Here is a 24,999-nt window from a genome sequence, read left to right on the forward strand (position 1 = left end):
CGCTTCAAATAGTTATGTTCTGATTGCCATTTTAGTGCAATCGCTTGGCCTCGGCGACGTCTCTGACCTGCTCGATACGCTTGAGTACCCGGCTCAAGACCTCAAGATCGGTTAATTCGAGATCGAAATCCATGATCGACATCTGCTTCTTGTAATCGACTCGGCTCTTCATTCCGGCCACTTTGACTTTTTCGTTGGCCAAAGTGTTGGTGAGCTCTTTGAGCAGACCGTTGCGCTCAGCGGCCGTCACTCGGACCGTGATATGGTAGTTGCCAACAAAGCCACCACCCCATACCGTGTCGATGATCCGCTCAGGTGCTACATGGCGCAGCTCCTCAAGCTGTTCACAGTCACTGCGGTGAACCGAGATCCCCCGGCCCTGCGTAACGAACCCCTGGATATCATCGCCTGGGATAGGCTGACAGCAGCGAGCTAGGTGGGTCATCAGGTTATCGACCCCTTCCACCACCACCGCATCACGCTGTGGCTTTTTGCTCGTCGCCGGCTTGCTGCCTGCTTCGGTCAATTTCTCCAGCAACTGCTGATCTTCCTCCTCAGCCGTCGGCTTGTTGACCAGAGCATTGATATGGTTGATGACCTGGTTAATACGCAGATCACCGCTACCGATCCCGGCAAACAACTCGTCAGCCGAATTAACATTAAAACGCTTGAACCCATAGGCCTCAGCATCTTTCATGGTCGCACCGATTTTCACCAGCTCGGTTTCCAATATCTCCCGGCCTGCTGCAATGTTCTTGTTCCGATCCTGTTTGCGGAACCACGCATGCACCTTGGAACGGGCACGGCTCGACGTCACAAAACCAAGATTAGGATTCAGCCAGTCGCGCGATGGGTTCGGCTCTTTCTGAGTGATAATTTCGACCTGCTCGCCCATTTGCAGGTGATAGGTGAAAGGCACAATGCGCCCTTCAACCTTCGCGCCAATACAACGGTGACCGACTTCGGAGTGAATGTGGTAAGCAAAATCCAGCGGGGTCGCATTCAATGGCAGGTCGACCACATCCCCTTTCGGCGTAAAGGCATAAACACGATCATCAAACACCTGACTGCGTAGCTCATCGAGCATCTCGCCCGAGTCAGACATCTCTTCCTGCCAGGCAAGAAGTTTACGTAACCAGTTGATTTTTTCATCATAAGACGATTTCGCGCCCCCTGATGAACCTTCTTTGTACTTCCAGTGAGCAGCCACCCCCAGCTCCGACTCTTCATGCATCTGTTTGGTACGGATCTGGATTTCTATGGTTTTACCTTCCGGTCCCAATACCACGGTGTGGATCGACTGGTAACCATTCGGCTTGGGGTTGGCGACATAGTCATCAAACTCTTTAGGCAGGTGGCGGTACTTGGTATGTACCACCCCTAACGCGGCATAACAGTCTTGCAGCTGGTCGGCAATAATACGGACGGCACGGACATCGAACAGCTCATCAAACGCCAAGTTTTTCTTCTGCATTTTTCGCCAGATACTATAGATGTGCTTCGGTCGACCATGCACCTCGGCTCTGATCTGTGACGCCTTCATCGATTCGGCCAAATCTGTCACGAAATGTTCGATATAATATTCACGATCTATTCGGCGCTCAGACAGCTGCTTGGCAATCTGTTTATAGGTGTCGGGGTGATTGTAGCGAAAAGCATAATCTTCAATCTCCCACTTGAGCTGACCAATACCTAATCGGTTGGCCAGCGGCGCATAGATATTGGCACATTCCTTCGCCGCAGCCCGACGCACCGCATCCGGCTCGTCTTTCACTTCACGCAGGTTACAGATCCGCTCGGCAAGCTTGATCACCACACAACGGAAGTCATCGACCATCGACAGCAGCATCCGGCGGATATTATCCACCTGCGCCGACTGCTCTGCACCTTCCGTCGTTGCATTCAGTTGTCCGATGGCCGCCATTTGGCTTACCCCGACCACCATCTGTAAAATCGTGCCTTTGTAATCTTCTTTCAATTGGTCTGGCTGATAAACCCCAGCCTCAAACAGTGGAAATAACAACGCTGCCACCAGCGTGTCTTTGTCCATGCTTAAAGTCACTAAGATTTCCACCATCTCGCGGCCACGCCATAGCAATAATGGCGCGGACTCTTCCACTGATGTCAACTCGATACATCGCTGATAGGTCTTGGTCAGATGCTTCGCAACCTTGGCATCCTGCTGTAGGCTGTCAACCCAAGAACTTAGCTCAAATGTATCATTTTCCTTTAAATGCGCACCGCGAACTGCGACCATTTTTCTATCCTGTTTACTCTAATAATGTGAGCCTATCGCTTTATAAATAATGCCATCGACTCCAAATGCCCGGTATGAGGGAACATATCCATCATACCCAACCGTTCCAACTGATAACCTTGTTTCAGTAGCTCCTGACTGTCTCGTGCCAGCGTTGCTGGATTACAGGAGACATACACCACTCGCTCCGGCCCCAGGTTCACCACGTGCTGCATAACACCAGCCGCACCGGCCCGGGCAGGGTCGAGCAATACCTTACTGAATTTTTCTTTCGCCCACGATTTGGCCGTGACATCCTCTTCCAGGTTCGCCTGATAAAAATCAGCATTAACCTGTTGATTATTTTTTGCATTCTCTGATGCACGATGCACCATCTCGTCGACACCTTCAACACCAACCAGTGCTTTTGCTCGCTTTGCGAGCGGTAAACTGAAATTACCAAGTCCACAGAATAGATCAAGTACCCGGTCATCAGATCCGACAGCCAGCCAGTCGATAGCCTGGGCCACCATTTTCTGGTTCACCTCGCGATTGACCTGAATAAAATCTTTTGGCGAAAAGGCAAGCTGCTGTCCATCCAGCTCATAATAAGGGACCGGCCCGGAAAGACTATCTAGGGCATCCGAAGTGGCCGCTAGGTATAACATTAGCTGGTGTTGGTCAGCAAACTGACGGAGGGTGGTCATGTCTTTGTCAGAAAAAGGTTGAAGATGACGAATTAGCACCACCCGGCCGTTATCAGCCTCAACCAGTTCAACATGGCCTAGGTGCTTACGCCCTTTCAACCCAGATAACAACGTGCGCAAAGCGGGTAACAGTTCATTCAGTGACTGCGCCAGCACCGGACAGTGCTCGACATCAACAATTTCCTTGCTCTGCTTCTTACGAAAACCAATCTTCAGCTCTCCGCCCTTCGGCATGATGCTGAGGCGCGCACAGCGGCGATATTGCCACTCTTCGCTAGTTATCGGGGCTGCCTGTTCAATGTGATCGCCAGTACGGGCAAACTTGCCCATCAGCTCTCCCAGCGACTGCTGCTTGGCGGCAACTTGACCCTGATGGGATAAATGCTGCAAGTTACAACCGCCGCATTGGTCGTAGATAGGACAAGCTGGGGCCACCCGCTCGCGACTGTCACTCAAGCGACGGATCACTTTAGCGCGGGCAAATTGCTTTTTATCGTCCGTCAGCTGGATAATTGCCTTTTCCCCAGGCAATAGCCCCTCGACAAACACCGGCTTGCGGTCGAGGTGACCAATACCGGCACCAAGGTGGTCGAGACGGCTGATGGTAATTTCTTTATGCTTGGTATCGGTTAATTTTCGTTTCTGAGGCTTGAAAAAGCGTGCCATAGTAATTGGATCCACGGAGCAATTGGTCCAAACTGGTGATTTCAACAACAGTTTGAGATGAGTTGATTGTCGAATAGCCTGACTTTCATTAAGCTAGCGGCCATAGATGGGATAATTGTCCCATAGAATCGCATTCTTGTAATTAAGAGAACCATGACCAAATATGGACTTCGTGCCAGGGTATTCACCCTGACATTAGCACCGACGCTGATTATTGGCCTGCTTTTGAGCACATTTTTTACCATGAGCCGATATCGCGATCTAGAACACCAGCTGATCTCTACCGGTGCTAGCATTATCGAGCCTCTGGCGATCTCTACCGAATATGGCATGGCCGACAAGAACCGCGAGCCGGTTCGGCGGTTGATCAGCTACGCCCATCGTAAGCATTCGCAAATCGTGCGCAGCATTGCGGTTTTCAATACCGAAAATGAGCTGTTCGTTACGTCGAATTTCCACCGCAACTTCGAAGCGTTGATGTACCCCGATGATCAGCCGATCCCCATGCTGCTGGAAACCCGGCTCAATGAAAATTCGCTGATCCTACGGGCGCCGATCCTCAAAGAGGGGCAGTTTAGCAACTCGTCTATTCCCGGCTACCAGGACGAAGTCCTTGGCTACATCGCCCTAGAACTCGACTTGAGTGCACTGCGCCTACAGCAATACCATGAGGTGTTCACCGCCTTGATGGTGCTGCTATTGGGCCTGACGCTATCATCTTTGTTTGCCTACCGGTTAATGAAGGATGTGACCCGCCCTATTTCACACATGGTAAGCGTGGTTGACCGGATCCGCCGTGGCCACCTTGATGTTCGTATCGAAGGCCAGTTGCTGGGTGAGCTGGATACCCTGAAAAACGGGATCAATGCGATGGCGATTTCATTGTCGGAATACCATATCGAAATGCAACAGAGTATCGACCAGGCCACCTCGGATCTGCGCGAAACCCTAGAGCAATTGGAAATCCAGAACGTAGAATTGGATATCGCCAAGAAGCGGGCACAGGAAGCAGCACGGGTCAAATCCGAGTTCCTGGCCAATATGTCGCACGAATTACGCACCCCGCTTAACGGGGTGATCGGCTTTACCCGCCAGATGCTCAAAACCCGCCTGAGCACCAGCCAACATGATTACCTGCTGACTATCGAGAAGTCGGCCAACAACCTGTTGACTATCATCAACGATATCCTCGATTTCTCTAAGCTTGAAGCCGGTAAGCTGCTGCTGGAAAATATCCCATTCGACTTCACTGAGTCGCTGGATGAAGTCATGAAACTGCTAGCCCCGAGCGCCCACGAAAAAGGGCTTGAGCTAACCCTCAAGGTCGATCACCGCATCCCGAGCGGTATGATTGGTGATCCACTGCGGATCCAGCAGGTACTGACCAACCTTATAGGTAACGCGGTGAAATTTACCGAGCGCGGCAATATCGATGTTTCTGTCGAGCTCAAAACCGATCGCGATGAAAGCCTGGAACTGCAATTTATGGTTCGCGATACTGGGATCGGTATTTCTGAACGCCAGCAGGCACAGTTATTCCAAGCCTTCAGCCAGGCAGATGCCAGTATTTCACGCCGCTATGGCGGTACCGGACTTGGCCTGGTGATCACCCAGAAACTAGTCAGTCATATGGGCGGTGAAGTCAGCTTAACGTCCCGCTTGCACCAAGGCTCGACCTTCTGGTTCAGCCTGCGTCTGAACAAGACCGATCTACCGGTGTCCCAGCCAATCGACACCCATTCGCTGATGAATAAGAAGCTGCTACTGATCGAGCCAAACATGCAGGCAGCTTCGGTGATCCAACAGCGCCTGGTCCGTGCGGGTATCCATGTCACGTACCGGTCAAGCATGCCAGACGATGCCGAGCACCACGACTTTACCCTACTCAACCTGTCACCCGGTGAGCAGCCACCACTTGCGACCTTGCTCGATCAGGTCTTCAAGGCCGAGCAACTGAGTGAGAAAGTGATTGTCAGCCTGCCAACCACCGAACTGGCCCTCTCCGAGCGCCTAATCAATGCCGGTGTTACCTCGTGCCTACCTAAGCCTTTGGGACACCGTAAATTATTCGAGTCCTTGGTCTGTGAACCGGATCCGTTCAGCGAGCCAGAGCCACAACCAATCAGCAACGAAGCGCCAAGTATCCAGCCGCTGACGGTCATGGCGGTCGATGATAACCCGGCTAACCTCAAACTGATCTCGGCACTGTTATGCGAACGGGTCGAAACGGTGATCACTGCCAGCGGAGGCCGCAAGGCCGTCGAATATGCCCACCAAAAAGCGTTTGATCTGATCTTCATGGATATCCAAATGCCGGAAATGGATGGAGTCATGGCCTGCCAGGCTATCCATAAAACCGATCTCAACCATGCTACCCCCGTGATTGCGGTTACCGCCCATGCCATGGCCGGTGAACGCGAGCGCCTGATTGAGGCTGGGATGGATGATTACCTGACTAAGCCAATTGAAGAGCGTATCCTGCAGCAAATTCTAGCCAAGTGGACCACGCCGCACGACAAGCCGATTACCGAGCTAGAAACCCCAAGCACCGAGCAAGCTGACACCGAACCAGAAACCGAAAGCAGTGAAACAGCCGCAGCCATCAACACCAATGTCAGCTGGGATTGGGGTTTGGCTCTGAAACAAGCAGCCGGAAAGGAAGATCTGGCCAAAGACATGCTACAGATGCTGCTCGATTTCATGCCTGAGGTCGAAATGTTGGTCAACGAAGCGATCGATGGCAAAGATATCGAGCTGTGGCCGTCAATCCACAAGCTCCACGGCAGCTGCGCCTATAGTGGCGTGCCGCGCCTCAAGAGCCTGTGCCACACTATCGAGACCGAGCTCAAGGCTGGCGCATCTACCGATGATATCGAGCCGGAACTGTTCGAGCTTATCGATGAGATGAACAACGTGGTCAAGGCATCGAAGGCGTATCGGCATTGAGGCATTGAGGCTAGAGGAAAAAGTGCAAATGCTGAAGTCGCCCACGACTAATCAAGCAATATAAAAAATCCCCGAACATCGTTCGGGGATTTTTCTTAACACTCTAGAAAACCAATAACGATTCAACCAAAGCACCGTAGCACAGCTTTTCCCGCCCATCGCCACTGGCCCCGCGCCCCTCGCCAAAATGAAACTAGCTCTCCAATACCACCGTTGCGACGGCGTATTTCTTCTCGTCGGCAATGGTCAAATGAACATGTGCCACCCCCATCGCCTCAGCAAGCTCGGCAGCTTTGCCCGATAACGCCAACAAGGGTTTACCGCGCTCATCATTGGTGACGGTGAAGTCATGGAAGGTCACCCCGCAGGCAATGCCGGTTCCCAGCGCTTTTGACGCCGCTTCCTTGACCGCAAAGCGTTTTGCCAGGTAACGGCCCTGATGCTTGAGCGATTGGAAAACGGCATACTCGCTCGGGGCTAGCAAACGCAAGGCAAAGGCATCACCAGTGCGGGCAAAGGCTTTCTCCACCCGCTCGATATCGGCAATGTCCGTTCCCAGACCAATGATAGCCATTACCGGCGCGCACTCAGCATTTCTTCGCGCATATCAGCAACCGCTTTATCCAAGCCGTCGAATACCGCGCGGCCAATAATAGAATGGCCGATGTTAAGTTCGTACAGTTCAGGTAGGGCAGCAATCGGTTTCACGTTATGGTAAGTCAAGCCATGGCCCGCGTTGACCTTGATACCCTGATCATCGGCGTAGCTTGCCGCTGCAGCGATTTTCTTCAGCTCAGCCTGCTGCTCTTCTTCCGTTTCGGCATCAGCATAGTGGCCGGTGTGCAACTCGATGTAAGGTGCACCACAGGCAACGGCTGCATCGATCTGAGCACGGTCGGCATCAATAAACAGCGAAACCTTAATACCGGCTTGCGTCAACGTCGCTGTCGCCGCTTTGATTTTTTCAAGCTGGCCCGCAACATCCAAGCCGCCTTCGGTGGTCAGCTCTTCACGCTTCTCCGGTACCAGACAAACAAACTCCGGCTTGGTGTCCAGTGCGATCTGAACCATCTCTTCGGTCACTGCCATTTCCAGGTTCATACGGGTCTGGATAGTCTCGCGCAGGATACGGACATCACGATCGGTAATGTGGCGACGATCCTCACGCAAGTGGATGGTTATACCGTCTGCTCCGGCGCGCTCAGCCACCTCGGCCGCATGCACTGGATCTGGGTAACGGGTGCCACGTGCATTACGTAAAGTCGCAATATGGTCAATATTCACGCCGAGTAAGATGTTGTTCATTTTCCGGTACTCCTTCCTCTAGGGATAAACAATTCCCTGCTTTTTAATGGTTTGCCGCCAAGATAAGGCTTTAGGGCGATGCGTGTAAAGCGCTTTGCCGCCCGGAGCTGGTCTGGGGTTTCGAAGCGGCGGGCCGCAACAGCTTTTAGCTGTTCACCGGTAAAGGTCAATTGCCCCATTTTCAGCGAGGCTATGAAGCCCAGCTGTTCACGGTAGTTATAGGTCATGGTGTCATCGACCGGCAGGCCACTGCCCGCGCAGTGGAGAAAGTCGATGCCATAACCCAAATGTTGCAGTAACGCGAGCTCGAAACGCCGCAATGCTGGCTCTGGGTTCTCCGCCTGTGCCAGTTCACGCAACACATTCAGGTAATCCAGAAACAACACAGGGTAAGGGGTATTCGTTTCCAGTACGCGAGCTAGCAACTCATTGACGTACATGGCTGAATACAAGATATAACTGCGCATCGGCAGACCGATACTGATTGGCTCGGCATGCGTTAATATGGGCATACTGCCCTTGCCGGACCATTTCATGAACAGAGGAGTGAAGGGCTGGAGTGCCCCTTTGAGGTTAGAGCGCTTGCGGCGCGCTCCTTTTGACAGGAGAGTAAGACGGCCCGAGTCCTCGCTGAAGACGTCGAGGATCAGGCTCGTCTCGCTATAAGGACGAGAATGAAGGACAAAACAACGCTGAAGCCCTTCCATTCGCTACCTTATAGATCGTCAATATAGCCTAGGCTACGCAGGGCACGTTCATCATCTGCCCAACCGGATTTCACTTTCACCCACAGCTCAAGGTACACCTTGCGCTCGAACAGATCTTCCATATCAATACGGGCTTCACGGCCGATGACTTTCATCTTCTCACCGTTTTTACCGATCACCATTTTCTTCTGGCCTTTACGTTCAACCAGAATCAAACCATTGATATCAAAACCGTTAGTACGTGGATTGAAATCGAAACGTTCGATTTCTACCGTTACCGAGTATGGCAGTTCATCACCCAAGAAACGCATAAGTTTCTCACGGATAATTTCTGAAGCCATAAAGCGCTGTGAACGGTCAGTGACATACTCTTCCGGGAAGTAATATTCGCCTTCAGGAATGTGCTCACGTACGATCTTCTCAACGGCATCTACGTTAGTACCGCTTTTCGCTGAAATAGGCACAACATCAACAAAGTCCATCTTCTTAGACAATGCATCTAGATGCGGGAATAACTCGCCTTTTTCTTTAACGTTATCAACTTTGTTGATCAACAGTACTGTTGGTAACTCACTCTTTTTAAGCTTGTTCAGTACCATCTCATCATCGTCAGTCCACATCGTACCGTCGACCAAGAACAGCACCAACTCGACATCAGTCAGCGAGCTGCTGGCCGCACGGTTCATCAAACGGTTGATAGTCCGCTTTTCTTCAATGTGCAGGCCTGGGGTATCAACGTAAACCGCCTGGTAGCCATCGCGGGTATCGACACCCATGATACGGTGGCGCGTGGTTTGCGGTTTACGCGAAGTAATAGAAAGCTTCTGTCCGACAAGACGGTTCAGGAGTGTCGATTTGCCTACATTCGGGCGACCGACAATGGCAATAAAGCCACAGTGTTGCTTATCTGTCATGATTCCAACTGCTTAAGTGCAATTTCTGCCGCTGCCTGCTCTGCCTTGCGCCGACTGCCGCCTTTACCGATAACAGGCTTCTCCAAGCCTGCCACTTCACACTGCACCGTAAACTCTTGGTTATGTGCCTCACCATGCACCTTGGTCACCGTATAGGCTGGCAATGGCTGGCGACGCCCTTGCAGGCATTCCTGCAGGCGGGTTTTCGGATCTTTCTGGTTAATGCCCGGCTTGATTGTTTCAAGGCGAGACTGGTACCAGCTCAGCACGATGCCACGGACTTTCTCAATATCGCTATCGAGGTAGATAGCGCCAATGATTGCCTCGACACAGTCAGCCAGAATCGAATCACGGCGGAAACCACCGCTCTTCAACTCGCCAGGACCAAGCAACAAGTGATCACCAAGATCAAACTCGCGGCCTAACTCAGCCAGTGTCTTACCGCGTACCAGCGTGGCACGCATGCGGCTCATGTCGCCTTCATCCACTTCAGGGAAGCGGTGGTAGAGATCATCAGCAATCACGAAACTGAGTATCGAATCACCCAGAAATTCCAGGCGTTCGTTGTGTGTCCCATTGGCACTGCGGTGTGTCAGTGCCAGGGTCATCAAATCAATATTGTTAAATTGGTAGCCCAGCTTACGCTGGAGCCTGTTTGCAGGAGTGGTCATTTTTTCCCGATCAGTTTATGCCACCGATGCGGCTAAAGCGCACACCGGTAGGAATCCAAGATGGAAGTGCACTGTCAGCACCTCGTTCAAACTCAAAGCTGATCCAGATCCCGACCGCCTTGCCCACTAGGTTAGCTTCAGGTACGAAGCCCCAGTAACGGCTATCTGCACTGTTGTCGCGGTTATCACCCATCACGAAATACTGGCCTTCAGGCACAACCCACTCGCTGCTCCCCGGGCGTGGCTGGTAGGCCAACGTACGGTCGCGTTTCAGTGGATGTACCAGGATCTGGTGTTCTTGCTCGCCCAACTGCTCGTTGAACTGCACCAGACGGGTCATACCCTGGCTAAATTCGCTATCGGTCATCTCTGTCAACGGTACCGGCTTGCACTCGTTTGATCCTTTCGTCGCCACACAAATTTGTTTGTGGGCACTGTAACGAACGGTATCGCCCGGTAAGCCAACGACACGCTTGATGTAATCGATGTTCGGCTGAGGCGGGTATTTAAATACCACAATGTCACCACGTTCTGGCTCACCGGTTTCAACCATCTGATGACGGAAAACCGGGTCTTTCAGACCATAGGCGAACTTCTCAACCAGGATGAAATCACCGACTAGCAAGGTCGGCATCATCGAACCGGATGGGATCTGGAACGGCTCATAAATAAATGAGCGAAATACCATAATGAGCGCGATCACCGGAAACATCGAACTGGCAGATTCTACCCAGCTCGGTTGCGGTGCCACGGTCTGTAGAGTTTTAGCATCCACCTGATCGCCGGCATTGGCTGCCGCTGCTTCAATTTTTAATTGGCGCTTCGGCGCCCAGATAAATTTATCCAGAGCCCAAATGATCCCAGTCACCAATGTTGCCAGTACCAGGATAAGCGAAAAAGTATTTGCCATTATCTTCCCTACTTATATCAATTACCAAGTCAGCCATAAATTACAGCCCACTCGATATAACAATGCAGCAAGACGAGCCTGCTGCATTGCTTCTGTTATCAATGTCTTTGCTTATGGTAGCAAGCTGGACACAAAAGCGTCCAGTGATAACAATAAGTTATAATTATTTGTCTTTACCCACATGCAAAATAGCAAGGAAAGCTTCCTGTGGCAGTTCGACGTTACCGATCTGCTTCATTCGCTTCTTACCTTCTTTCTGCTTCTGCAGGAGCTTTTTCTTACGGCTAATATCACCACCGTAACACTTCGCGATTACGTTTTTGCGTAGCTGCTTAACAGTGGCACGAGCAATGATCATGCCGCCAATCGCAGCCTGGATCGCAATATCGAACATCTGGCGAGGAATGAATTCCTTCATTTTATCAACCAAATCACGACCACGACCATTCGCATTGTCTTTGTGCGTAATAATAGCCAGCGCATCAACACGCTCACCATTGATCATCACATCAACACGAACCATGTTAGATGGCTCATAGCGTTGGAAGTTGTAATCAAGCGATGCATAACCGCGAGACGTCGACTTCAGACGGTCGAAGAAGTCCAATACCACTTCAGACATCGGAATGTCGTATGTCAGGGCAACCTGGTTACCGTGGTAAACCATATCAACCTGCATACCACGCTTCTCAACACACAAGGTGATCACGTTGCCGAGGTATTCACTTGGTACCAAGATATTACAGCGTGCAATAGGCTCGCCGATCACTTCGATATCGTTAACTGGTGGCAGTTTCGATGGGCTATCAACATAGATCATCGAACCATCAGATTTCTCGACCTCGTAAACTACCGTCGGTGCCGTGGTGATCAGCGCAAGGTTGTATTCACGCTCAAGACGCTCTTGAATGATTTCCATGTGCAGCATACCAAGGAAGCCACAACGGAAACCAAAGCCCAGTGCCGCCGAGCTTTCTGGCTCGTAGAACAAAGAGGCATCGTTCAGGCTTAGCTTGCCAAGTGCATCACGGAAGTTCTCGTAGTCATCGGAAGAGACCGGGAACAAACCTGCGTATACCTGAGGCTTCACTTTTTGGAAACCTGGAAGCGCTTCTTCGCAACCATTTTTCGCCAAAGTCAGGGTATCGCCCACTGGCGCGCCCAGGATATCTTTGATACCACAAACAACCCAGCCTACTTCGCCAGTATTCAACTCTGTGGTATCGATTTGTTTTGGTGTGAAGATGCCGAGACGGTCAACACCCCAAACCTGGTCGGTACTCATTACCTTGATTTTGTCATTTTTCTTCAGTTTACCGTTTTTAATACGGACCAAAGAAACAACACCAAGATAGTTATCGAACCAAGAATCGATGATCAGTGCTTGCAGCGGCGCTTCCGGATCGCCTTCCGGCGCAGGAATGGCTGATACAATATTTTCAAGAACATCATCAACACCTAGGCCTGTTTTCGCCGAACAGCGAGTTGCTTCCAGGGCATCGATACCAACAATGTCTTCAATTTCTTCTGCTACGCGCTCAGGATCGGCCGCCGGTAAGTCAATCTTGTTCAAGATTGGCACTACTTCTAGGTCCATTTCCATCGCTGTATAACAGTTTGCCAGTGTTTGAGCCTCAACCCCCTGACCGGCATCGACAACCAACAGCGCACCTTCACAGGCCGCCAAAGAACGCGATACTTCGTATGAGAAGTCCACGTGTCCCGGGGTGTCGATAAAATTCAACTGGTAGGTTTCACCATCTTTAGCCGTATAGTCGAGCGTCACGCTCTGGGCTTTGATAGTGATACCGCGTTCGCGTTCAAGATCCATGGAATCCAGAACCTGCGCAGCCATTTCACGATCGGAAAGGCCGCCACAGACTTGGATTAGGCGGTCGGATAAGGTCGACTTACCATGGTCGATATGTGCAATAATCGAAAAGTTACGAATGTGCTTCATGAATTGGCGTGACTAACTCGTGATTAAAAATGAATGGGATCTACAGATCAAGTTGACGGATTCTACCGAATTTCGCCGCTAGCCGCTATCTTTCGATGCGCCATTTATTGCTAACGCTGCTGAAACAGGACTTCCGAGTACCCGGATCAGGTGAGGTTTATAGGCTGAGGTCCCCTCTACCCGCATCGCCAATCGGCGTGCCAAACCCAATCCAAGGGCCGCGCTCACTAGTGCCGTCAAGATCACTCCCAGCTCTTCGCCACCTGCCAATGTCACAAACCACCATTGGCCAAGCGCCGTTCCTAGCACTAAGCATAGCAAAGGCAGCACATAAACTAAGGTTGCTGAGTGAAGCATGCTGCGTTCGGACAAGCCGATCTCAACCACATCACCGACCTTGACTGGTTTATCGGTCGCAATTTTGAGCTGATGCTGACGCCCCGGTAACGCCTTGCTGACGATACCAGTACCGCAATTGTCACGAGAGGCACAACTACCGCAACTGGTTTGTTGCTGACAACTAACAGTGATTTCGCCGGGTTTGACGGCGATCACTTCAGCCAGTGAACGCATCACGGGGCTTTGCTCCCAGTCGCGTCAAACACCACCGATTCTGCCACCCGTCGCGCTGTTGCCGGCGGAATATCACCGACCACGGTCACTTCTTTGTCATTGAGCAGATAGCTATGCAGCGTCCTGCGGCCTTGACGCACCAGTTGCTCCCTGACAGTAAAGTTATCGGCTGATGAAATGTAAATCGAGAAACTGAACAAACCATCACTGAACATTTTGCTCTCAACCGGACGCTCGGTCATCATCAACCGGTGTCGATTGCGCGAGATGGATTCAAACCCTTGCGGCAACCAGCTAACCTGCCAATCAAGTTCAGCCTGAGGCTGAGGTGGCAGTTGCACTACGGCTGGCAGCTCGACGGTCTTGAGGTTTTTTAAGACATCTGCGACCTTCGGATTGATGACATAGGATACCGCACGGTATTGCTCCAGCGGCTCACCGTCACGGTCGAGCAAGTCGGCGCGCATCACCAGCTTGCTGCGGGTATCAATCCACAACAGGTAAGAATAGCGGGCACCATCTTTAGGGGCAATCCGTACTACGTCACAGGCAACACCGGCCTCGCGGGCACGGCCCATCGAAATAAAATCGTAGTAGCCAGCCAACTCATTGATGTCGGTTTTCATGATTGGCGGCAGTGGGGCCACCATTTTATTGCTATCGATGGTGAACGGGTCCAACCCCGGCTCGAAGTAGCTCACTTCATCACCACGCTGAATCACCTCACGCGGTGGCCCGCTGAGATAAACCAAATGCGCATAGGTCTCGCCATCTTCCAATGCATGACGATAGCGCAGCGGTTCAATACTGTTTTTCTTGATTAAGATATATGACAACTCATAACTGAGTTTTCGGCTCGCCTCGTCCATTTGATGTAACAAAGCCTCGGCAGAAGAAACCGGTTCTTCAGCAGAGGCTTGGCACGGCATTACGAGGCTGACCAGTGTCAATACACCGACCAGAAGTCTCTTCATTTTTCCGCCATCGATTAATTCACTTCGAGCATCGTACGGTCAATTGATCCGTCTTCAGCATTGAGTCGAAGCTGTAATTCATAATCTTGCAGCATGGCATTGATACGGCGACGTTGTTCCATCACCTGATCTTCGCTCGGGCCAGCATGTCGACTCGAACGTACTGAATCACGAGTCAAACTCACAGGTTCTGCCGTTCCCGCAAACGGGATGGTTTCCAGTACAGGTAACTGTTCTTCTCCAGACGACATGGTTAGTGAGCTATCACCACCATTGTATTGCTGGACACCCACAATCACTGCCAAAGACACGGAAGCGGCGACCGCCACCTGCCCGAACTGGGTAAGCCAAGACGGCATCTTGCGTTTAGCTTGCTGAGGTGTCGGCTGGGATTCTTCAACCCGCACCTCACGCGCCGTTGCAATAGAGACCACAGAGGCTGAATCTGTCTGTACGGTTCCCGTATGAACAGGTTCATCCTCCAGCGCCAGTGCTACCTTAGCCGCAATGTCCCATTCCTTGTTTTGCGGTGCTTCCCCGCGCATCACATCACCTATGAGGTTGAAGTTCTGCCAGGTCTGCTGACTATCGTCATCGACAGCCAATGCATTAATAATGCTCTGATCCAGCTCTTCGCCATCAAGCAATGACGAGATTTTTTCTTTATCAGCCATCTTTTTCACCGTTTGGCCCAACACTATCGCTGTGTAAGAGGTCGAATTCGTTTTTCAACCGCCTCTCGCGCTCGGAATATACGGGAGCGTACTGTACCGACTGGACACCCCATGACCTCTGCAATTTCCTCATAGCTTAAGCCTTCCAGCTCACGCAAGGTGATCGCAGTTTTGAGATCATCCGGTAATCCTTCAATGGTACTGAAAACTACCCGCCTTAATTCATCAGACAACATTTGGTTCTCAGGGTTCGAAATTTCTTTCAGTGCACTACCACTTTCATAATATTCCGCATCCTCCGCATCCACATCCGATGCGGGCGGGCGACGCCCTTGAGCCACCAAATAGTTTTTCGCCGTATTAACAGCGATTCGATACAACCATGTATAAAACGCACTCTCACCCCGAAAAGTCGGCAGTGCCCGGTACGCCTTAATAAATGCTTCCTGAGCGACATCCGGTACATCGCCGGAGTTGCTGACATATCTGGCAACTAAGTTGCAGACTTTATTCTGGTATTTCACTACCAATAAATTGAATGCCTGCTTATCACCACGCTGTACCCGCTCAATTAATACCTGATCAGTTTGCTGCTCGCTCATTCGAGCGTGTACTCCTATATCAAATTCACCCGCATTTTTATCTGTTGTTACGGCTGGGCCCCAAAAACAAACGTTTCTAGTGGGTGCTCCTTGTGCCGAACTCGTCTAGCTATAACGAGTATGCTCAATCAAAACAGTATGATAAAAATGTATGAGCGTGAGCACTATTTAAGACCTAGGGGAACTAGCAAAGTTCCCAAGGAAAATATTATTTCTCAATAATAGTGCGCGATTCTTCCATTGTATTAAAGCAGTATGTCTGCTGTATGCACGCTTTAGTCACGCTGATTTGTGCATTATATCGCTTAAGGCGGGGTATTTGTGAACCATCCGTCAAAAATGAACAAAATGAACAAAATGAAAGGAATTTGGTAATATAACGACATTACCACAGGGATATGAAATCATTATGAACGAAAACCGTGAACATCAATGCGACGTGCTTGTTGTTGGTAGTGGTGCAGCAGGACTATCATTGGCCCTTCGGCTGGCACCCATGGGCAAAGTGATCGTACTGAGCAAAGGACCGCGCAGCGAAGGGGCAACCTTCTATGCCCAAGGGGGGATCGCAGCCGTCTTTGATGAATCAGACAGCGTCGATTCCCACGTCGAAGATACCCAGATAGCAGGGGCCCACTTGTGTGATGAAGACGTTGTCCGCTTCATTGCCGAAAATGCCAAGCACTGTGTCCAATGGCTGATCGATGGCGGGGTACCGTTTGACCGCGAAGAGAGCGACAATGACGAAGCCCCGCGCTATCACCTGACCCGCGAGGGCGGGCACAGCCACCGCCGTATCCTCCATGCCGCCGATGCCACAGGTATGGCTGTGCAAAACTCATTGCAAGACAATGTTCACAACCATCCGAATATCGAGGTACTCGAGCGCCACAATGCGCTGGATCTGATCACCTCCCACAAGCTGGGCAATACCGACCAACCAAACCGCATTCTGGGTGCCTATATATGGAACCGTAACCTTGAAGCGGTAGAAACCGTTCGCGCCAAGTTTGTGGTGCTGGCAACCGGTGGGGCATCGAAGGTTTACCAATATACCTCCAACCCGGATGTCTCCTCCGGTGACGGGATCGCCATGGCATGGCGTGCTGGCTGCCGGGTTGCCAATCTGGAATTCAACCAGTTCCATCCCACTTGCCTGTTCCATCCTGACGCACGCAACTTCCTGCTGACCGAAGCCCTGCGTGGCGAAGGCGCGTATCTGCGCCGCCCTGATGGTTCGCGGTTTATGACTGATTTCGATAAGCGTGGGGAGCTAGCACCGCGTGATGTGGTTGCCCGGGCTATCGACTTTGAAATGAAGCGCCTCGGTGCCGATTGCATGTATTTGGATATCAGTCACAAACCGGCCGAGTTTGTCACCAAGCACTTCCCGACCATATACGAGAAGTTGCTAACGTTTGGCATTGATATTACCAAAGAGCCGATCCCGATTGTCCCGGCCGCCCACTATACTTGTGGCGGCGTGGTGGTCGACAAGCAGGGACAAACTGATCTCGATGGCCTTTATGCTATCGGCGAAGTCAGCTACACCGGCCTGCACGGCGCCAATCGTATGGCTTCCAACTCCCTGCTGGAGTGCGTGGTCTACGCGTGGTCAGCGGCAGAAAGCATTGCCAAGGACATGGACAGCGTCGAGTTACCACCTGCGCTGCCTTCTTGGGATGAAAGCAAGGTCAGCTGCTCTGATGAAGAGGTCGTGATCCAGCATAACTGGCACGAACTGCGCCTGTTTATGTGGGATTACATGGGTATTGTCCGTACCACTAAACGTCTTGAACGCGCGATGCGCCGTATCCAGCTGCTAAAAGACGAAACCGATGAGTACTACAGCAATTTCAAAGTTTCGAACAACCTGCTGGAACTGCGTAACCTGCTCCAAGTTGCTGAACTCATGGTTCGTTGCGCCCTAGAGCGGAAAGAAAGCATCGGCCTGCACTATACCCTCGACTACCCTGAAGCCGTTGACCAGGCCAAGCCAACCGTGCTGATCCCAGACCAGCTGTAGTCGTAAAAGCAATGCCAGAACCCAAAGCGAGGGCCCAATGGCCCTCGCTTTTTTGTTGCCATCTACAACTCCCCTGTTCAACCGGATATTGACCTATGATGGTGGGAATACAGTGCCAGAGTGCGGTAGCCAGAAAGAGAGCACGCATCGGGACAAATTGGCAGCCATATTTGACCTGTAATGCCCTCAAGGCGCCATAGGAGGATCTGGTTTGAGCGAATACGTGCGGTCTGCAGTCGCCATTGTTGACCTTGCCAACAGATATTTCCTTGTTGGGATATCTGCAACCGGCCAGTCAAGTGACAAATGTCGGCGAAACGCCTTTCACACTCATCAAGTAACCACCAACCAGCAGCGAAGGATACTGGCCAAGGAATAAACTGGAACCCGGCACTGAGCAACAGCAGAATAAGCACACTGGCATACAGTAATGCCAATGCGCCCGTTAAACGGTAGGAAGGTGTAAGGGTAAGATCAGCGAAGTTTGCTGTTGTTGTGGGCGACAATTTTATCGACCATTGAAGCATGGGCCGGGTTTTCGCTGCGGCCATGCTGCATCATCCAAGTGAACAGATCAGGATCGTCGCACGTCAGCAGCGAGACAAAATCCTGCTGCTCTTGCTCGGCAAGATCATCAAAACACTCTTCGAAAAACGGCATAATGAGCACATCCAACTCCAGCATGCCGCGACGGCAAGCCCACTTAACCCGTGCTTTTTCGTCTGCACTTAACATTTTACAACCTCATTACTGATCCCGGAGCAACCGTAGAAAAACGTAATCCGATAAAAGTTGCCCCGGACGTTAACAATGCCCACCATACTAGCAGCCCGTTTTGCCAGCGACCATGAGGTAGCACAAACATTACCCCAAGTTGAGAGCTAGGATCTATTTTGTTGCACCGGTTATGGCACGCAACCACGAACAGCAATATCTGACCAACTTCCTCAAGTAATATTGCTGACAAATCACAACCAGCGCTTTAACATAGACATAAATGATTTCTCAACTGGACGTCCCATGAGCAACTGGTCTGAAAACCTCAATTTTGATCGCCTTTCCCTAGCAACTGGCGATGCCCTGCCTTCTCTTGCCTTGGTCAATCTTGCCAACTGGGCACTCGTAACCCTGATCGGCGACGACAAAAAATCGTACCTACAAGGTCAGGTAACCTGTGACGTGGTAGGCCTTACCGCAGATCAAAGCACCCTTGCCGGCCACTGTGATGCCAAAGGTAAACTGCGTACCGTTTTTCGTTTATTCCACCACAATGATGGCTATGGCTTTTTGCAGCGCCGCAGCATTATGGATAGCCAACTGCCCGAGTTAAAGAAATACGCCATTTTTTCCAAAGTCGATATCGAAGCCAGCGACGATATCCTATTGGGTATTGCGGGTAGCGATGCCGATGCACAGGTGGCACAACTATTCGGTGGTGAAGGTGATGTCCGCGCTATCCACGGCGGTACAGCGGTCAAGATTGACAGCCAACGCTGGCTGCTGGCACTGAACGCCGTCGCGGCCAATGACGTTGCCAGCCAACTCGCGGACAAAGCGACGCTGAGCGATGACAGCCTGTGGGATCTTTATGACATCCACGCCGCGATCCCGTGCATCGATGCGGCAACCGAGTTGGAATTTATCCCGCAAGCGGTCAACCTGCAGGCGCTGGATGGGATCAGCTTCACCAAAGGTTGCTACACCGGTCAGGAAACCGTGGCACGCGCTAAGTACCGTGGTATCAACAAGCGCGCAATGTACATCGTCAGCGGCTCTGCCGAACACTGCCCGCAAGCGGGCGACAGTCTGGAGCGCAGCGTGGGTGAAAACTGGCGCAAAGGCGGTACCATCGTCGCTGGTTACCAATTTGCTAATGGCCAAGCAATCGCATTGGTCGTATTGCCAAACGATCTGGATGAAAACACAGCTTTCCGCCTAGCTGGCACCGAAGGCGTATGGCATCAGCAAGCACTGCCATACTCACTGGATGACAACCGCTAAGCCATGAATACACCGGTTACCCATTACCTAGACAGCGAAGGCGTGGAATACCGCCTTCTTCCTCATAGCCAACCGGCCAAGACCATCGAGGAAGCCGCCCGCGAACGGGGCGTTAACCCTCAGCAGATGGTGAAATCCATCTTGCTACGAGATATGGGCGGATTCCATGTGCTGGCATGTGTTCCCGGCCCGGCCCAAGTAGATCCGAAAAAAGTCCGAGCCATGTTCGGCTGCCGCCGGATGACCTGCGCCGATGCCAGTGATGTCGAAAAAGTTACCGGCCTGGTGATAGGGACGGTTGCACCGATCGGGCTCAAACGCCCGCTTCCGGTTATATTCGACCACCTGATCACCGCCCACACTTTGGTCAATATCAGTAGTGGCGACCGAATGGCCGGCGTCGAGTTGGCAACCGATGATCTTCTGGTGCTGTGTGATCCTATGTTTGCCGATATCTGCCGTTAACTGGGAGCTGAATGAACAATATCAACTGGCGAGGTATTGACCTCAACCTACTGGTCGCCTTTTCTGCCCTGATGGAGACCCACAGTGTCACCAAAGCCGCCGCCAAGCTGTCGATAGGCCAATCAGCCATGAGCCACAACCTATCACGGTTACGCGCCTTGCTTGATGATCCGTTGTTCGAACGCCGTGGCCACCAGATGATTGCCACCGAAAAAGCGATCGAACTCACTCCAGTGGTCGAACATGTCCTCCAGCTGATTACCAGCGAAATCCTCCAACCGAATAAGTTCTCAGCCGCAGACTATCAAGGAACTCTAAGGATCGGCCTGACCGACTATGCCGAGTTGCTGTTCGCCCCAGCACTGTTCGATGCGATCCGCAAAGCGGCACCGCACAGCCAGCTCAGCTTTTGCAATGTTGACCGCAACAACTACCAGCAGGCAACCGAGACCCAGAAAATTGATCTTATCATTGGCTCGATGACCAACTTGCCCCATGAGTTCGACAGCCAGTACCTGTATACCGAAGATCATGTCTGCCTGTTTGATGCCAAAGCGACCGGTTTATCCTCACCCATTGATCTGGCTAGGTATATCCAAACGCCGCAGGCCTTGGTCTCCCCGGACGGCAAGCTGATGACCAGTGTTGACAGCCAGCTACAGCAACAAGGTTTCCAGCGCCACATTGCGGTCGGCTCTAGCAGCTTTCTGACCATCCGCCACCTGCTCAGTGGACGAAACTTGTTATGCGTGGTGTCGACCCTGATGGCCAAGCTTGATGTATTCAATGATGAGTTGAACCAATGCCGTCCGCCGGTCGATATTCCCGACTTTGATATCAACATGCTATGGCTTCGCCGCAATACCAACCACCCTCGTTTGGAATGGCTGCGCCAGTGCGTCGGCGGCGCTGTCACCCAACGGGTTGAAGAGCTACGTAAAGCTCATTGATATCGAGAAGCAACAGCGAAAGAGTGAGACTAAAAAGCGCAGACGGGGATCTGCGCTTTTTCTTTACAACTGCGACTACGAGTTAGCGTTTTGATTCAGGCTCGCTGATTTGATGAAGCTTGTGCTCATCACAAGGCTCCTTACAGCCACACTCCTTATCGACCCCAACATTGGCAAGCCCACCACAGCTCCCTTGGATGGCTTTTTTGCGAAATATCCAACCGATGGCCATCGCCCCTATCACCAGCATAAAAATCAGTACGGTGAACAAATAGGTCATAACTTAACCCCTCCAATCTTGGTCAGTCCCTGCAGGTTGGCATTACCTTTAGTCATCATTCCAATTTTAGCGGGTTTCACTGTTTTTTTGCTGCCGCAACCACAGCCACAGCCGCCTTTCTCTCGCTTACATGGGCGCCCCTGCTCAGCAGTCAGCAAGGGTTCGCGGCTAACGCTGCCATTCAATACATCTTGCACCGCCGTACGATTAGGAACCCTAAACACTGAAAAACCAGCTCGTAGCAAGCGAGCTAGCGAACGCTGACCGACATTGCCAAGCAATAACGTTTTAACATTGTGCTCTGCCAATTGTGCCTGAAGCTGCTTTTTATGCTTGCATCCCACTTCTTTGCGGCCTTGGTTAATCAATTCGGCAATCTGCTGCCCTTGTTCATCATAAACAACAAAACCGGCAGCTTTACCGAAATGCCCAGCCACTTCATGATGTGGCGTGACGGCGATGGCTATTGACATGATGGCTCCTTTTGATTGTTTGGATGGCTAACAGTATCCAGCTCTAATGCCATACCCTTGACCAAGGCGCTCGCCACTTTATGTCTTGCAGCAGCAACAATATTGCCCAAGGTCTGGCGGGATACCTCCAGTTCCTGCGCGGCAGCCTGCTGGCTCAGTCCAATAAGGTCGACCAGCCTTAACGCTTCTAACTCATCGGCAGCCAAAGAAAGGGAGGCGAGTTCAGACATCGGCACCCCATTGGGCTTGAAACAGCTATAAGCTGGGCGACAACGGATCCGTCGCTGGATTTTTGGTCTAGGCATGGCTCACTGATAATGTCATCGCTAAAAAACACCATTATTGGCATATGCCAATAATAATCTTTGATCAAAAACATTATTCATTCAGATCCGTCCAGTCGAGACAATCAGCATTTTCATCTGTACAGCACGACTTGCGACTTTTTTGCTGGTGAATTTCTAGGCTCTTTGGCCATCGGGATATTGGCTAGCGCTTTTCATTTTGAGTCAACACCACGACCTAAGTGACTAAAAGTATTTAATTTAATGCAAATAATGCAATAGGCCATGAATAATATCTCATCCAGGCAACTTAATTTTAATCATAAACCAAAAGTATAAAACTCTGACTTACTCATTCAACATAAAAGAAATGGCAATTATTAAGTTATTTAACATCCATATTATGCTGAAGACATCACAAAAGTATCATGCGCATTGTTTTATAATTCCGGCCGTCAAATACAAAAGGAAAGGTTGGCTAACTATGCGGATGTTCAAACGCTACGTGCCGAAAATGATCGCAAAGCACGTAAGTCGTTTATTCAGTGGAAGGATCTACATTGACGGTCGGGGCGGCTATGAGTTCAACAATGGTCAATTGCTGGTGCCAATGAAGGCCCAACATCGCCATTACCAAACGGTAAGTGAAATCAATCAGGAAATTCGTCGCCTCAAAGACTGCTAATCTCGCAGAAAAAGAAAAGCCCATGACGGGCTTTTCTTTTATCAAGACAATGAAAGGTTAACAGGCCCTAGTCACTGTCCTCATCAACCAAGTCCGAGTAGCTATCGGCATCGAGCAAATCGGCAAACTCTCCCTCATCCTCGACCTTTAGTTGGAACAACCAACCGTCACCATAAGGGTCACTATTGACCAACTCTGGTGAGCCTTCCAAGTCTTCATTAATGGCAATCACAAATCCGGATAACGGCGCATAGATATCAGACGCAGCCTTCACCGACTCAGCAACCGCACAGTCTTCACCCGCTTCCGTTGCGGCATCAATTTCCGGCAAATCAACAAACACCATGTCACCCAGCAATGATTGGGCATGATCGGTTATACCCACCGTATATACCCCATCACCTTCGGGACGGATCCATTCATGGGTATTGGTAAACTTCAACTCAGAGGGAATATCGCTCATAGTGAAACGTCCTTATGAAAGCCTGCCTATCGCACTCTCAATGCGGCCAGCAGAATCAGTTATCGCAGGGAGAGCAAAAGCCAGTATTTGTTCGGCTAACAAGATGAAATCTAACGCCAGGGCCAGTTACTAGCAGCTCTGTTTTTTACCTGATATTTAATGTAGGAGAAAATCGCCAAATTGGATAACAATTTTTTGTCATTTCCGTGAATCCCCACCTTTCACCACACCTTGGTTTCTGAACTGGCTTCCTTGATATAAAAAAACCGCCAGTTTGAACTGACGGCTCTTTCGTTGGCGAGGCTGGTGGATATTCGCTTAGTATCGGGCTAACTCTGGTAATTCACCACTGAGTCCCAAGGCCCGGCGCATAAACTCATCCTTCACACCCGGCGCCTTATCGGCAAACAGCATCCCCAAATCACGGATCAGCTTTTTAGCCGGGTGACTGCCGTCGAACAGATCCCTAAACCCCTGCATCGCCACAATCATTTTCGCCGCTTCGGCTTTACGCCAACGCTCATAGTTACGCAGGTGGCTCTGACGCCCGATATCTTTTTCAGCCAGCCATAGTTGTTTAAGCTCTTGCGCTAAACACGCCGCATCCAGCAAGCCAAGGTTGACTCCCTGACCAGCAAGCGGATGGATCGTATGGGCAGCATCACCGACCAGAGCGACACGCTCACGGACAAAGTCACGGGCATAGCGCATCTTGAGTGGGAAGGCCTGTCGCTCGCCTTCAACACAGCACAGACCAAGGCGATTATCGAACGCAGCGGTCAGGCGTTTGTTGAACTCCAGCTCTGGCATTTCGCACAGCTGGTTTGCCTCTTCGGGCGGTAGTGACCAAACAATCGAGCACAGATCCGGCTCAGCCAGTGGCAAGAAGGCCAATGGCCCTTCTGGGCGGAAGATCTGACGTGCCGTGTCTTGGTGCGGTTCACGGCACCGGATATTGGCAACAATTGCGCTGTGGCCATAGTCCCAGTGAGTCAGAGGTATATCTAGCTGCTGGCGCAACCAAGAATTGGCGCCATCGGCACCAACTACCAGCTTCGCTGTCAAGTTACGGCCAGATTCCAAACTCAGCCAGGCTTCACTTTCGCCAAAAGCAATACTCTGACAACGCTCCGGCGCCATCAAGGTGACATTAGGCAGTTGCTTAACACGATCCATCAACGATAATTGAATGACTCGGTTCTCAGCAATATGCCCCAAATCCGGCTGGGCCAGTCGCGCGGCATCAAAAGCAATATTGGCAAAGCTGTCCTGCTCCCATACCTGCATTTTGCTGTACGCCGCCATTCGGCGAGCAGCAATACCCTCCCAGGCACCCACTCGGCGCAGGATACGCTCACTGGCCCGGCTCAGTGCCGAAACGCGGACATCCGGGAGTGGAGCAAGTTCCGGATCAGGCAACTTACCTTCAATCACCGCAACCCGTAGTTCGGTATCAGCCAAAGCAGCCGCCAAAGTAAGGCCGACCATACCACCGCCGATAATAGCGACATCAACACTTTGCATCAT

The 24,999-nt window shown here is 51.3% G+C and carries 26 protein-coding genes; 6 read left to right on the forward strand and 20 right to left on the reverse strand.

All coding sequences use genetic code 11. The annotated features are described in order from the left end of the window. Positions 1-31: 31 nt before the first annotated feature. Both relA and rlmD read right to left on the reverse strand, forming a co-directional pair. Positions 32-2,257: a GTP diphosphokinase gene (relA, locus tag NHN17_RS05495; RefSeq protein ID WP_255041110.1), complete on the reverse strand. Its 2,226-nt coding sequence runs from the start codon at positions 2,255-2,257 to the stop codon at positions 32-34. Between the two features lie 32 nt (positions 2,258-2,289). Then, on the reverse strand, positions 2,290-3,609 hold the full coding sequence (gene rlmD / locus NHN17_RS05500) for a 23S rRNA (uracil(1939)-C(5))-methyltransferase RlmD (protein WP_255041111.1): 1,320 nt from the start codon (positions 3,607-3,609) through the stop codon (positions 2,290-2,292). A 153-nt stretch (positions 3,610-3,762) separates the two neighbouring features. Here rlmD and barA point away from each other — a divergent pair, with 153 nt between their 5' ends. Then, the gene (gene barA / locus NHN17_RS05505; protein WP_255041112.1) at positions 3,763-6,555 is read left to right on the forward strand and encodes a two-component sensor histidine kinase BarA; all 2,793 of its coding nucleotides are present in this window, start codon (positions 3,763-3,765) and stop codon (positions 6,553-6,555) included. A 193-nt stretch (positions 6,556-6,748) separates the two neighbouring features. Here the strand turns inward: barA and acpS are convergent, their stop codons facing one another. The 11 genes from acpS to rpoE form a co-directional block, all read right to left on the reverse strand. Beyond that, positions 6,749-7,129, reverse strand: coding sequence for a holo-ACP synthase (gene acpS, locus NHN17_RS05510; protein ID WP_255041113.1), 381 nt, complete (start codon positions 7,127-7,129; stop codon positions 6,749-6,751). Further along, positions 7,129-7,860 (reverse strand): pyridoxine 5'-phosphate synthase, encoded by a 732-nt coding sequence (gene pdxJ, locus NHN17_RS05515; protein WP_255041114.1) that lies wholly within the window; start codon positions 7,858-7,860, stop codon positions 7,129-7,131. The genes acpS and pdxJ overlap by 1 nt, the downstream gene beginning before the upstream one ends. Next, on the reverse strand, positions 7,857-8,567 hold the full coding sequence (recO, locus tag NHN17_RS05520) for a DNA repair protein RecO (RefSeq protein ID WP_255041115.1): 711 nt from the start codon (positions 8,565-8,567) through the stop codon (positions 7,857-7,859). The genes pdxJ and recO overlap by 4 nt, the downstream gene beginning before the upstream one ends. 8 nt (positions 8,568-8,575) lie before the next feature. Further along, the gene (era, locus tag NHN17_RS05525; protein WP_255041116.1) at positions 8,576-9,481 is read right to left on the reverse strand and encodes a GTPase Era; all 906 of its coding nucleotides are present in this window, start codon (positions 9,479-9,481) and stop codon (positions 8,576-8,578) included. Continuing rightward, entirely contained in the window at positions 9,478-10,152 is a 675-nt protein-coding gene (gene rnc / locus NHN17_RS05530) for a ribonuclease III (protein ID WP_255041117.1), read from the reverse strand. The genes era and rnc overlap by 4 nt, the downstream gene beginning before the upstream one ends. A gap of 10 nt (positions 10,153-10,162) precedes the next feature. Next, the gene (lepB, locus tag NHN17_RS05535; protein WP_255041118.1) at positions 10,163-11,062 is read right to left on the reverse strand and encodes a signal peptidase I; all 900 of its coding nucleotides are present in this window, start codon (positions 11,060-11,062) and stop codon (positions 10,163-10,165) included. A 163-nt stretch (positions 11,063-11,225) separates the two neighbouring features. After that, on the reverse strand, positions 11,226-13,022 hold the full coding sequence (gene lepA, locus NHN17_RS05540; RefSeq protein WP_255041119.1) for a translation elongation factor 4: 1,797 nt from the start codon (positions 13,020-13,022) through the stop codon (positions 11,226-11,228). A 78-nt stretch (positions 13,023-13,100) separates the two neighbouring features. Further along, positions 13,101-13,595: a SoxR reducing system RseC family protein gene (locus NHN17_RS05545; protein ID WP_255041178.1), complete on the reverse strand. Its 495-nt coding sequence runs from the start codon at positions 13,593-13,595 to the stop codon at positions 13,101-13,103. Further along, on the reverse strand, positions 13,595-14,569 hold the full coding sequence (rseB, locus tag NHN17_RS05550; protein WP_255041120.1) for a sigma-E factor regulatory protein RseB: 975 nt from the start codon (positions 14,567-14,569) through the stop codon (positions 13,595-13,597). The genes NHN17_RS05545 and rseB overlap by 1 nt, the downstream gene beginning before the upstream one ends. A 14-nt stretch (positions 14,570-14,583) precedes the next feature. Further along, positions 14,584-15,243, reverse strand: a complete 660-nt coding sequence (locus NHN17_RS05555) for an RseA family anti-sigma factor (RefSeq protein WP_255041121.1) — start codon at positions 15,241-15,243, stop codon at positions 14,584-14,586. Between the two features lie 23 nt (positions 15,244-15,266). Continuing rightward, on the reverse strand, positions 15,267-15,845 hold the full coding sequence (gene rpoE, locus NHN17_RS05560; protein WP_255041122.1) for an RNA polymerase sigma factor RpoE: 579 nt from the start codon (positions 15,843-15,845) through the stop codon (positions 15,267-15,269). 409 nt (positions 15,846-16,254) lie between these two features. Here rpoE and nadB point away from each other — a divergent pair, with 409 nt between their 5' ends. Further along, positions 16,255-17,871: an L-aspartate oxidase gene (gene nadB / locus NHN17_RS05565; protein WP_255041123.1), complete on the forward strand. Its 1,617-nt coding sequence runs from the start codon at positions 16,255-16,257 to the stop codon at positions 17,869-17,871. Positions 17,872-17,948: 77 nt separating this feature from the next. On the opposite strand, the gene NHN17_RS05570 is transcribed toward nadB, so the two are convergent. After that, a complete protein-coding gene (locus NHN17_RS05570) occupies positions 17,949-18,377 on the reverse strand; it encodes a protein YgfX (protein ID WP_255041124.1) in 429 nt (142 codons plus the stop codon). Then, positions 18,346-18,606 (reverse strand): FAD assembly factor SdhE, encoded by a 261-nt coding sequence (locus tag NHN17_RS05575; RefSeq protein WP_255041125.1) that lies wholly within the window; start codon positions 18,604-18,606, stop codon positions 18,346-18,348. Before NHN17_RS05575 ends, NHN17_RS05570 begins: the two co-directional genes overlap by 32 nt. Before the next feature lie 285 nt (positions 18,607-18,891). Here NHN17_RS05575 and ygfZ point away from each other — a divergent pair, with 285 nt between their 5' ends. Genes ygfZ through NHN17_RS05590 form a run of 3 tightly spaced genes read left to right on the forward strand, consistent with a single transcriptional unit; the run spans position 18,892 to position 21,287 of the window. Beyond that, entirely contained in the window at positions 18,892-19,872 is a 981-nt protein-coding gene (gene ygfZ / locus NHN17_RS05580) for a tRNA-modifying protein YgfZ (RefSeq protein WP_255041126.1), read from the forward strand. Positions 19,873-19,875: 3 nt separating this feature from the next. After that, positions 19,876-20,337, forward strand: a complete 462-nt coding sequence (locus NHN17_RS05585) for an aminoacyl-tRNA deacylase (protein ID WP_255041127.1) — start codon at positions 19,876-19,878, stop codon at positions 20,335-20,337. An 11-nt stretch (positions 20,338-20,348) separates the two neighbouring features. After that, the gene (locus NHN17_RS05590; protein ID WP_255041128.1) at positions 20,349-21,287 is read left to right on the forward strand and encodes a LysR family transcriptional regulator; all 939 of its coding nucleotides are present in this window, start codon (positions 20,349-20,351) and stop codon (positions 21,285-21,287) included. 82 nt (positions 21,288-21,369) lie between these two features. Here the strand turns inward: NHN17_RS05590 and nqrM are convergent, their stop codons facing one another. The 3 genes from nqrM to NHN17_RS05605 are packed head-to-tail and all read right to left on the reverse strand — an operon-like array spanning position 21,370 to position 22,345. Next, positions 21,370-21,567: a (Na+)-NQR maturation NqrM gene (gene nqrM / locus NHN17_RS05595; RefSeq protein WP_255041129.1), complete on the reverse strand. Its 198-nt coding sequence runs from the start codon at positions 21,565-21,567 to the stop codon at positions 21,370-21,372. Then, the gene (locus NHN17_RS05600) at positions 21,564-22,040 is read right to left on the reverse strand and encodes a NifB/NifX family molybdenum-iron cluster-binding protein (RefSeq protein ID WP_255041130.1); all 477 of its coding nucleotides are present in this window, start codon (positions 22,038-22,040) and stop codon (positions 21,564-21,566) included. The genes nqrM and NHN17_RS05600 overlap by 4 nt, the downstream gene beginning before the upstream one ends. After that, the gene (locus NHN17_RS05605; RefSeq protein ID WP_255041131.1) at positions 22,031-22,345 is read right to left on the reverse strand and encodes a DUF134 domain-containing protein; all 315 of its coding nucleotides are present in this window, start codon (positions 22,343-22,345) and stop codon (positions 22,031-22,033) included. Before NHN17_RS05605 ends, NHN17_RS05600 begins: the two co-directional genes overlap by 10 nt. A gap of 463 nt (positions 22,346-22,808) precedes the next feature. On the opposite strand from NHN17_RS05605, the gene NHN17_RS05610 reads away from it, so the two are divergent. Continuing rightward, on the forward strand, positions 22,809-23,009 hold the full coding sequence (locus NHN17_RS05610; RefSeq protein WP_255041132.1) for a DUF1107 domain-containing protein: 201 nt from the start codon (positions 22,809-22,811) through the stop codon (positions 23,007-23,009). Between the two features lie 67 nt (positions 23,010-23,076). On the opposite strand, the gene gcvH is transcribed toward NHN17_RS05610, so the two are convergent. Beyond that, positions 23,077-23,463 (reverse strand): glycine cleavage system protein GcvH, encoded by a 387-nt coding sequence (gcvH, locus tag NHN17_RS05615; protein WP_373689543.1) that lies wholly within the window; start codon positions 23,461-23,463, stop codon positions 23,077-23,079. Positions 23,464-23,790: 327 nt separating this feature from the next. After that, complete coding sequence (locus tag NHN17_RS05620) at positions 23,791-24,999, reverse strand: FAD-dependent 2-octaprenylphenol hydroxylase (protein ID WP_255041134.1); 1,209 nt, start codon at positions 24,997-24,999, stop codon at positions 23,791-23,793.

Origin of the sequence: Photobacterium pectinilyticum (assembly GCF_024357955.1) — a bacterium.
Lineage (GTDB): Bacteria > Pseudomonadota > Gammaproteobacteria > Enterobacterales > Vibrionaceae > Photobacterium > Photobacterium pectinilyticum.

What these genes read in the sequence shown, in the direction of transcription:
- barA (WP_255041112.1), top strand. Translation starts at nt 3,763, where the DNA reads ATGACCAAATATGGACTTCGTGCCAGGGTATTCACCCTGACATTAGCA.
- acpS (WP_255041113.1), bottom strand. Translation starts at nt 7,129, where the DNA reads ATGGCTATCATTGGTCTGGGAACGGACATTGCCGATATCGAGCGGGTG.
- NHN17_RS05555 (WP_255041121.1), bottom strand. Translation starts at nt 15,243, where the DNA reads ATGGCTGATAAAGAAAAAATCTCGTCATTGCTTGATGGCGAAGAGCTG.
- rlmD (WP_255041111.1), bottom strand. Translation starts at nt 3,609, where the DNA reads ATGGCACGCTTTTTCAAGCCTCAGAAACGAAAATTAACCGATACCAAG.
- nqrM (WP_255041129.1), bottom strand. Translation starts at nt 21,567, where the DNA reads ATGACCTATTTGTTCACCGTACTGATTTTTATGCTGGTGATAGGGGCG.
- NHN17_RS05610 (WP_255041132.1), top strand. Translation starts at nt 22,809, where the DNA reads ATGCGGATGTTCAAACGCTACGTGCCGAAAATGATCGCAAAGCACGTA.
- recO (WP_255041115.1), bottom strand. Translation starts at nt 8,567, where the DNA reads ATGGAAGGGCTTCAGCGTTGTTTTGTCCTTCATTCTCGTCCTTATAGC.
- rpoE (WP_255041122.1), bottom strand. Translation starts at nt 15,845, where the DNA reads ATGAGCGAGCAGCAAACTGATCAGGTATTAATTGAGCGGGTACAGCGT.
- pdxJ (WP_255041114.1), bottom strand. Translation starts at nt 7,860, where the DNA reads ATGAACAACATCTTACTCGGCGTGAATATTGACCATATTGCGACTTTA.
- NHN17_RS05620 (WP_255041134.1), bottom strand. Translation starts at nt 24,999, where the DNA reads ATGATGCAAAGTGTTGATGTCGCTATTATCGGCGGTGGTATGGTCGGC.
- NHN17_RS05600 (WP_255041130.1), bottom strand. Translation starts at nt 22,040, where the DNA reads ATGTCAATAGCCATCGCCGTCACGCCACATCATGAAGTGGCTGGGCAT.
- lepA (WP_255041119.1), bottom strand. Translation starts at nt 13,022, where the DNA reads ATGAAGCACATTCGTAACTTTTCGATTATTGCACATATCGACCATGGT.
- era (WP_255041116.1), bottom strand. Translation starts at nt 9,481, where the DNA reads ATGACAGATAAGCAACACTGTGGCTTTATTGCCATTGTCGGTCGCCCG.
- NHN17_RS05590 (WP_255041128.1), top strand. Translation starts at nt 20,349, where the DNA reads ATGAACAATATCAACTGGCGAGGTATTGACCTCAACCTACTGGTCGCC.
- rnc (WP_255041117.1), bottom strand. Translation starts at nt 10,152, where the DNA reads ATGACCACTCCTGCAAACAGGCTCCAGCGTAAGCTGGGCTACCAATTT.
- nadB (WP_255041123.1), top strand. Translation starts at nt 16,255, where the DNA reads ATGAACGAAAACCGTGAACATCAATGCGACGTGCTTGTTGTTGGTAGT.
- NHN17_RS05545 (WP_255041178.1), bottom strand. Translation starts at nt 13,595, where the DNA reads ATGCGTTCACTGGCTGAAGTGATCGCCGTCAAACCCGGCGAAATCACT.
- lepB (WP_255041118.1), bottom strand. Translation starts at nt 11,062, where the DNA reads ATGGCAAATACTTTTTCGCTTATCCTGGTACTGGCAACATTGGTGACT.
- NHN17_RS05605 (WP_255041131.1), bottom strand. Translation starts at nt 22,345, where the DNA reads ATGCCTAGACCAAAAATCCAGCGACGGATCCGTTGTCGCCCAGCTTAT.
- NHN17_RS05585 (WP_255041127.1), top strand. Translation starts at nt 19,876, where the DNA reads ATGAATACACCGGTTACCCATTACCTAGACAGCGAAGGCGTGGAATAC.
- rseB (WP_255041120.1), bottom strand. Translation starts at nt 14,569, where the DNA reads ATGAAGAGACTTCTGGTCGGTGTATTGACACTGGTCAGCCTCGTAATG.
- ygfZ (WP_255041126.1), top strand. Translation starts at nt 18,892, where the DNA reads ATGAGCAACTGGTCTGAAAACCTCAATTTTGATCGCCTTTCCCTAGCA.
- NHN17_RS05575 (WP_255041125.1), bottom strand. Translation starts at nt 18,606, where the DNA reads ATGTTAAGTGCAGACGAAAAAGCACGGGTTAAGTGGGCTTGCCGTCGC.
- relA (WP_255041110.1), bottom strand. Translation starts at nt 2,257, where the DNA reads ATGGTCGCAGTTCGCGGTGCGCATTTAAAGGAAAATGATACATTTGAG.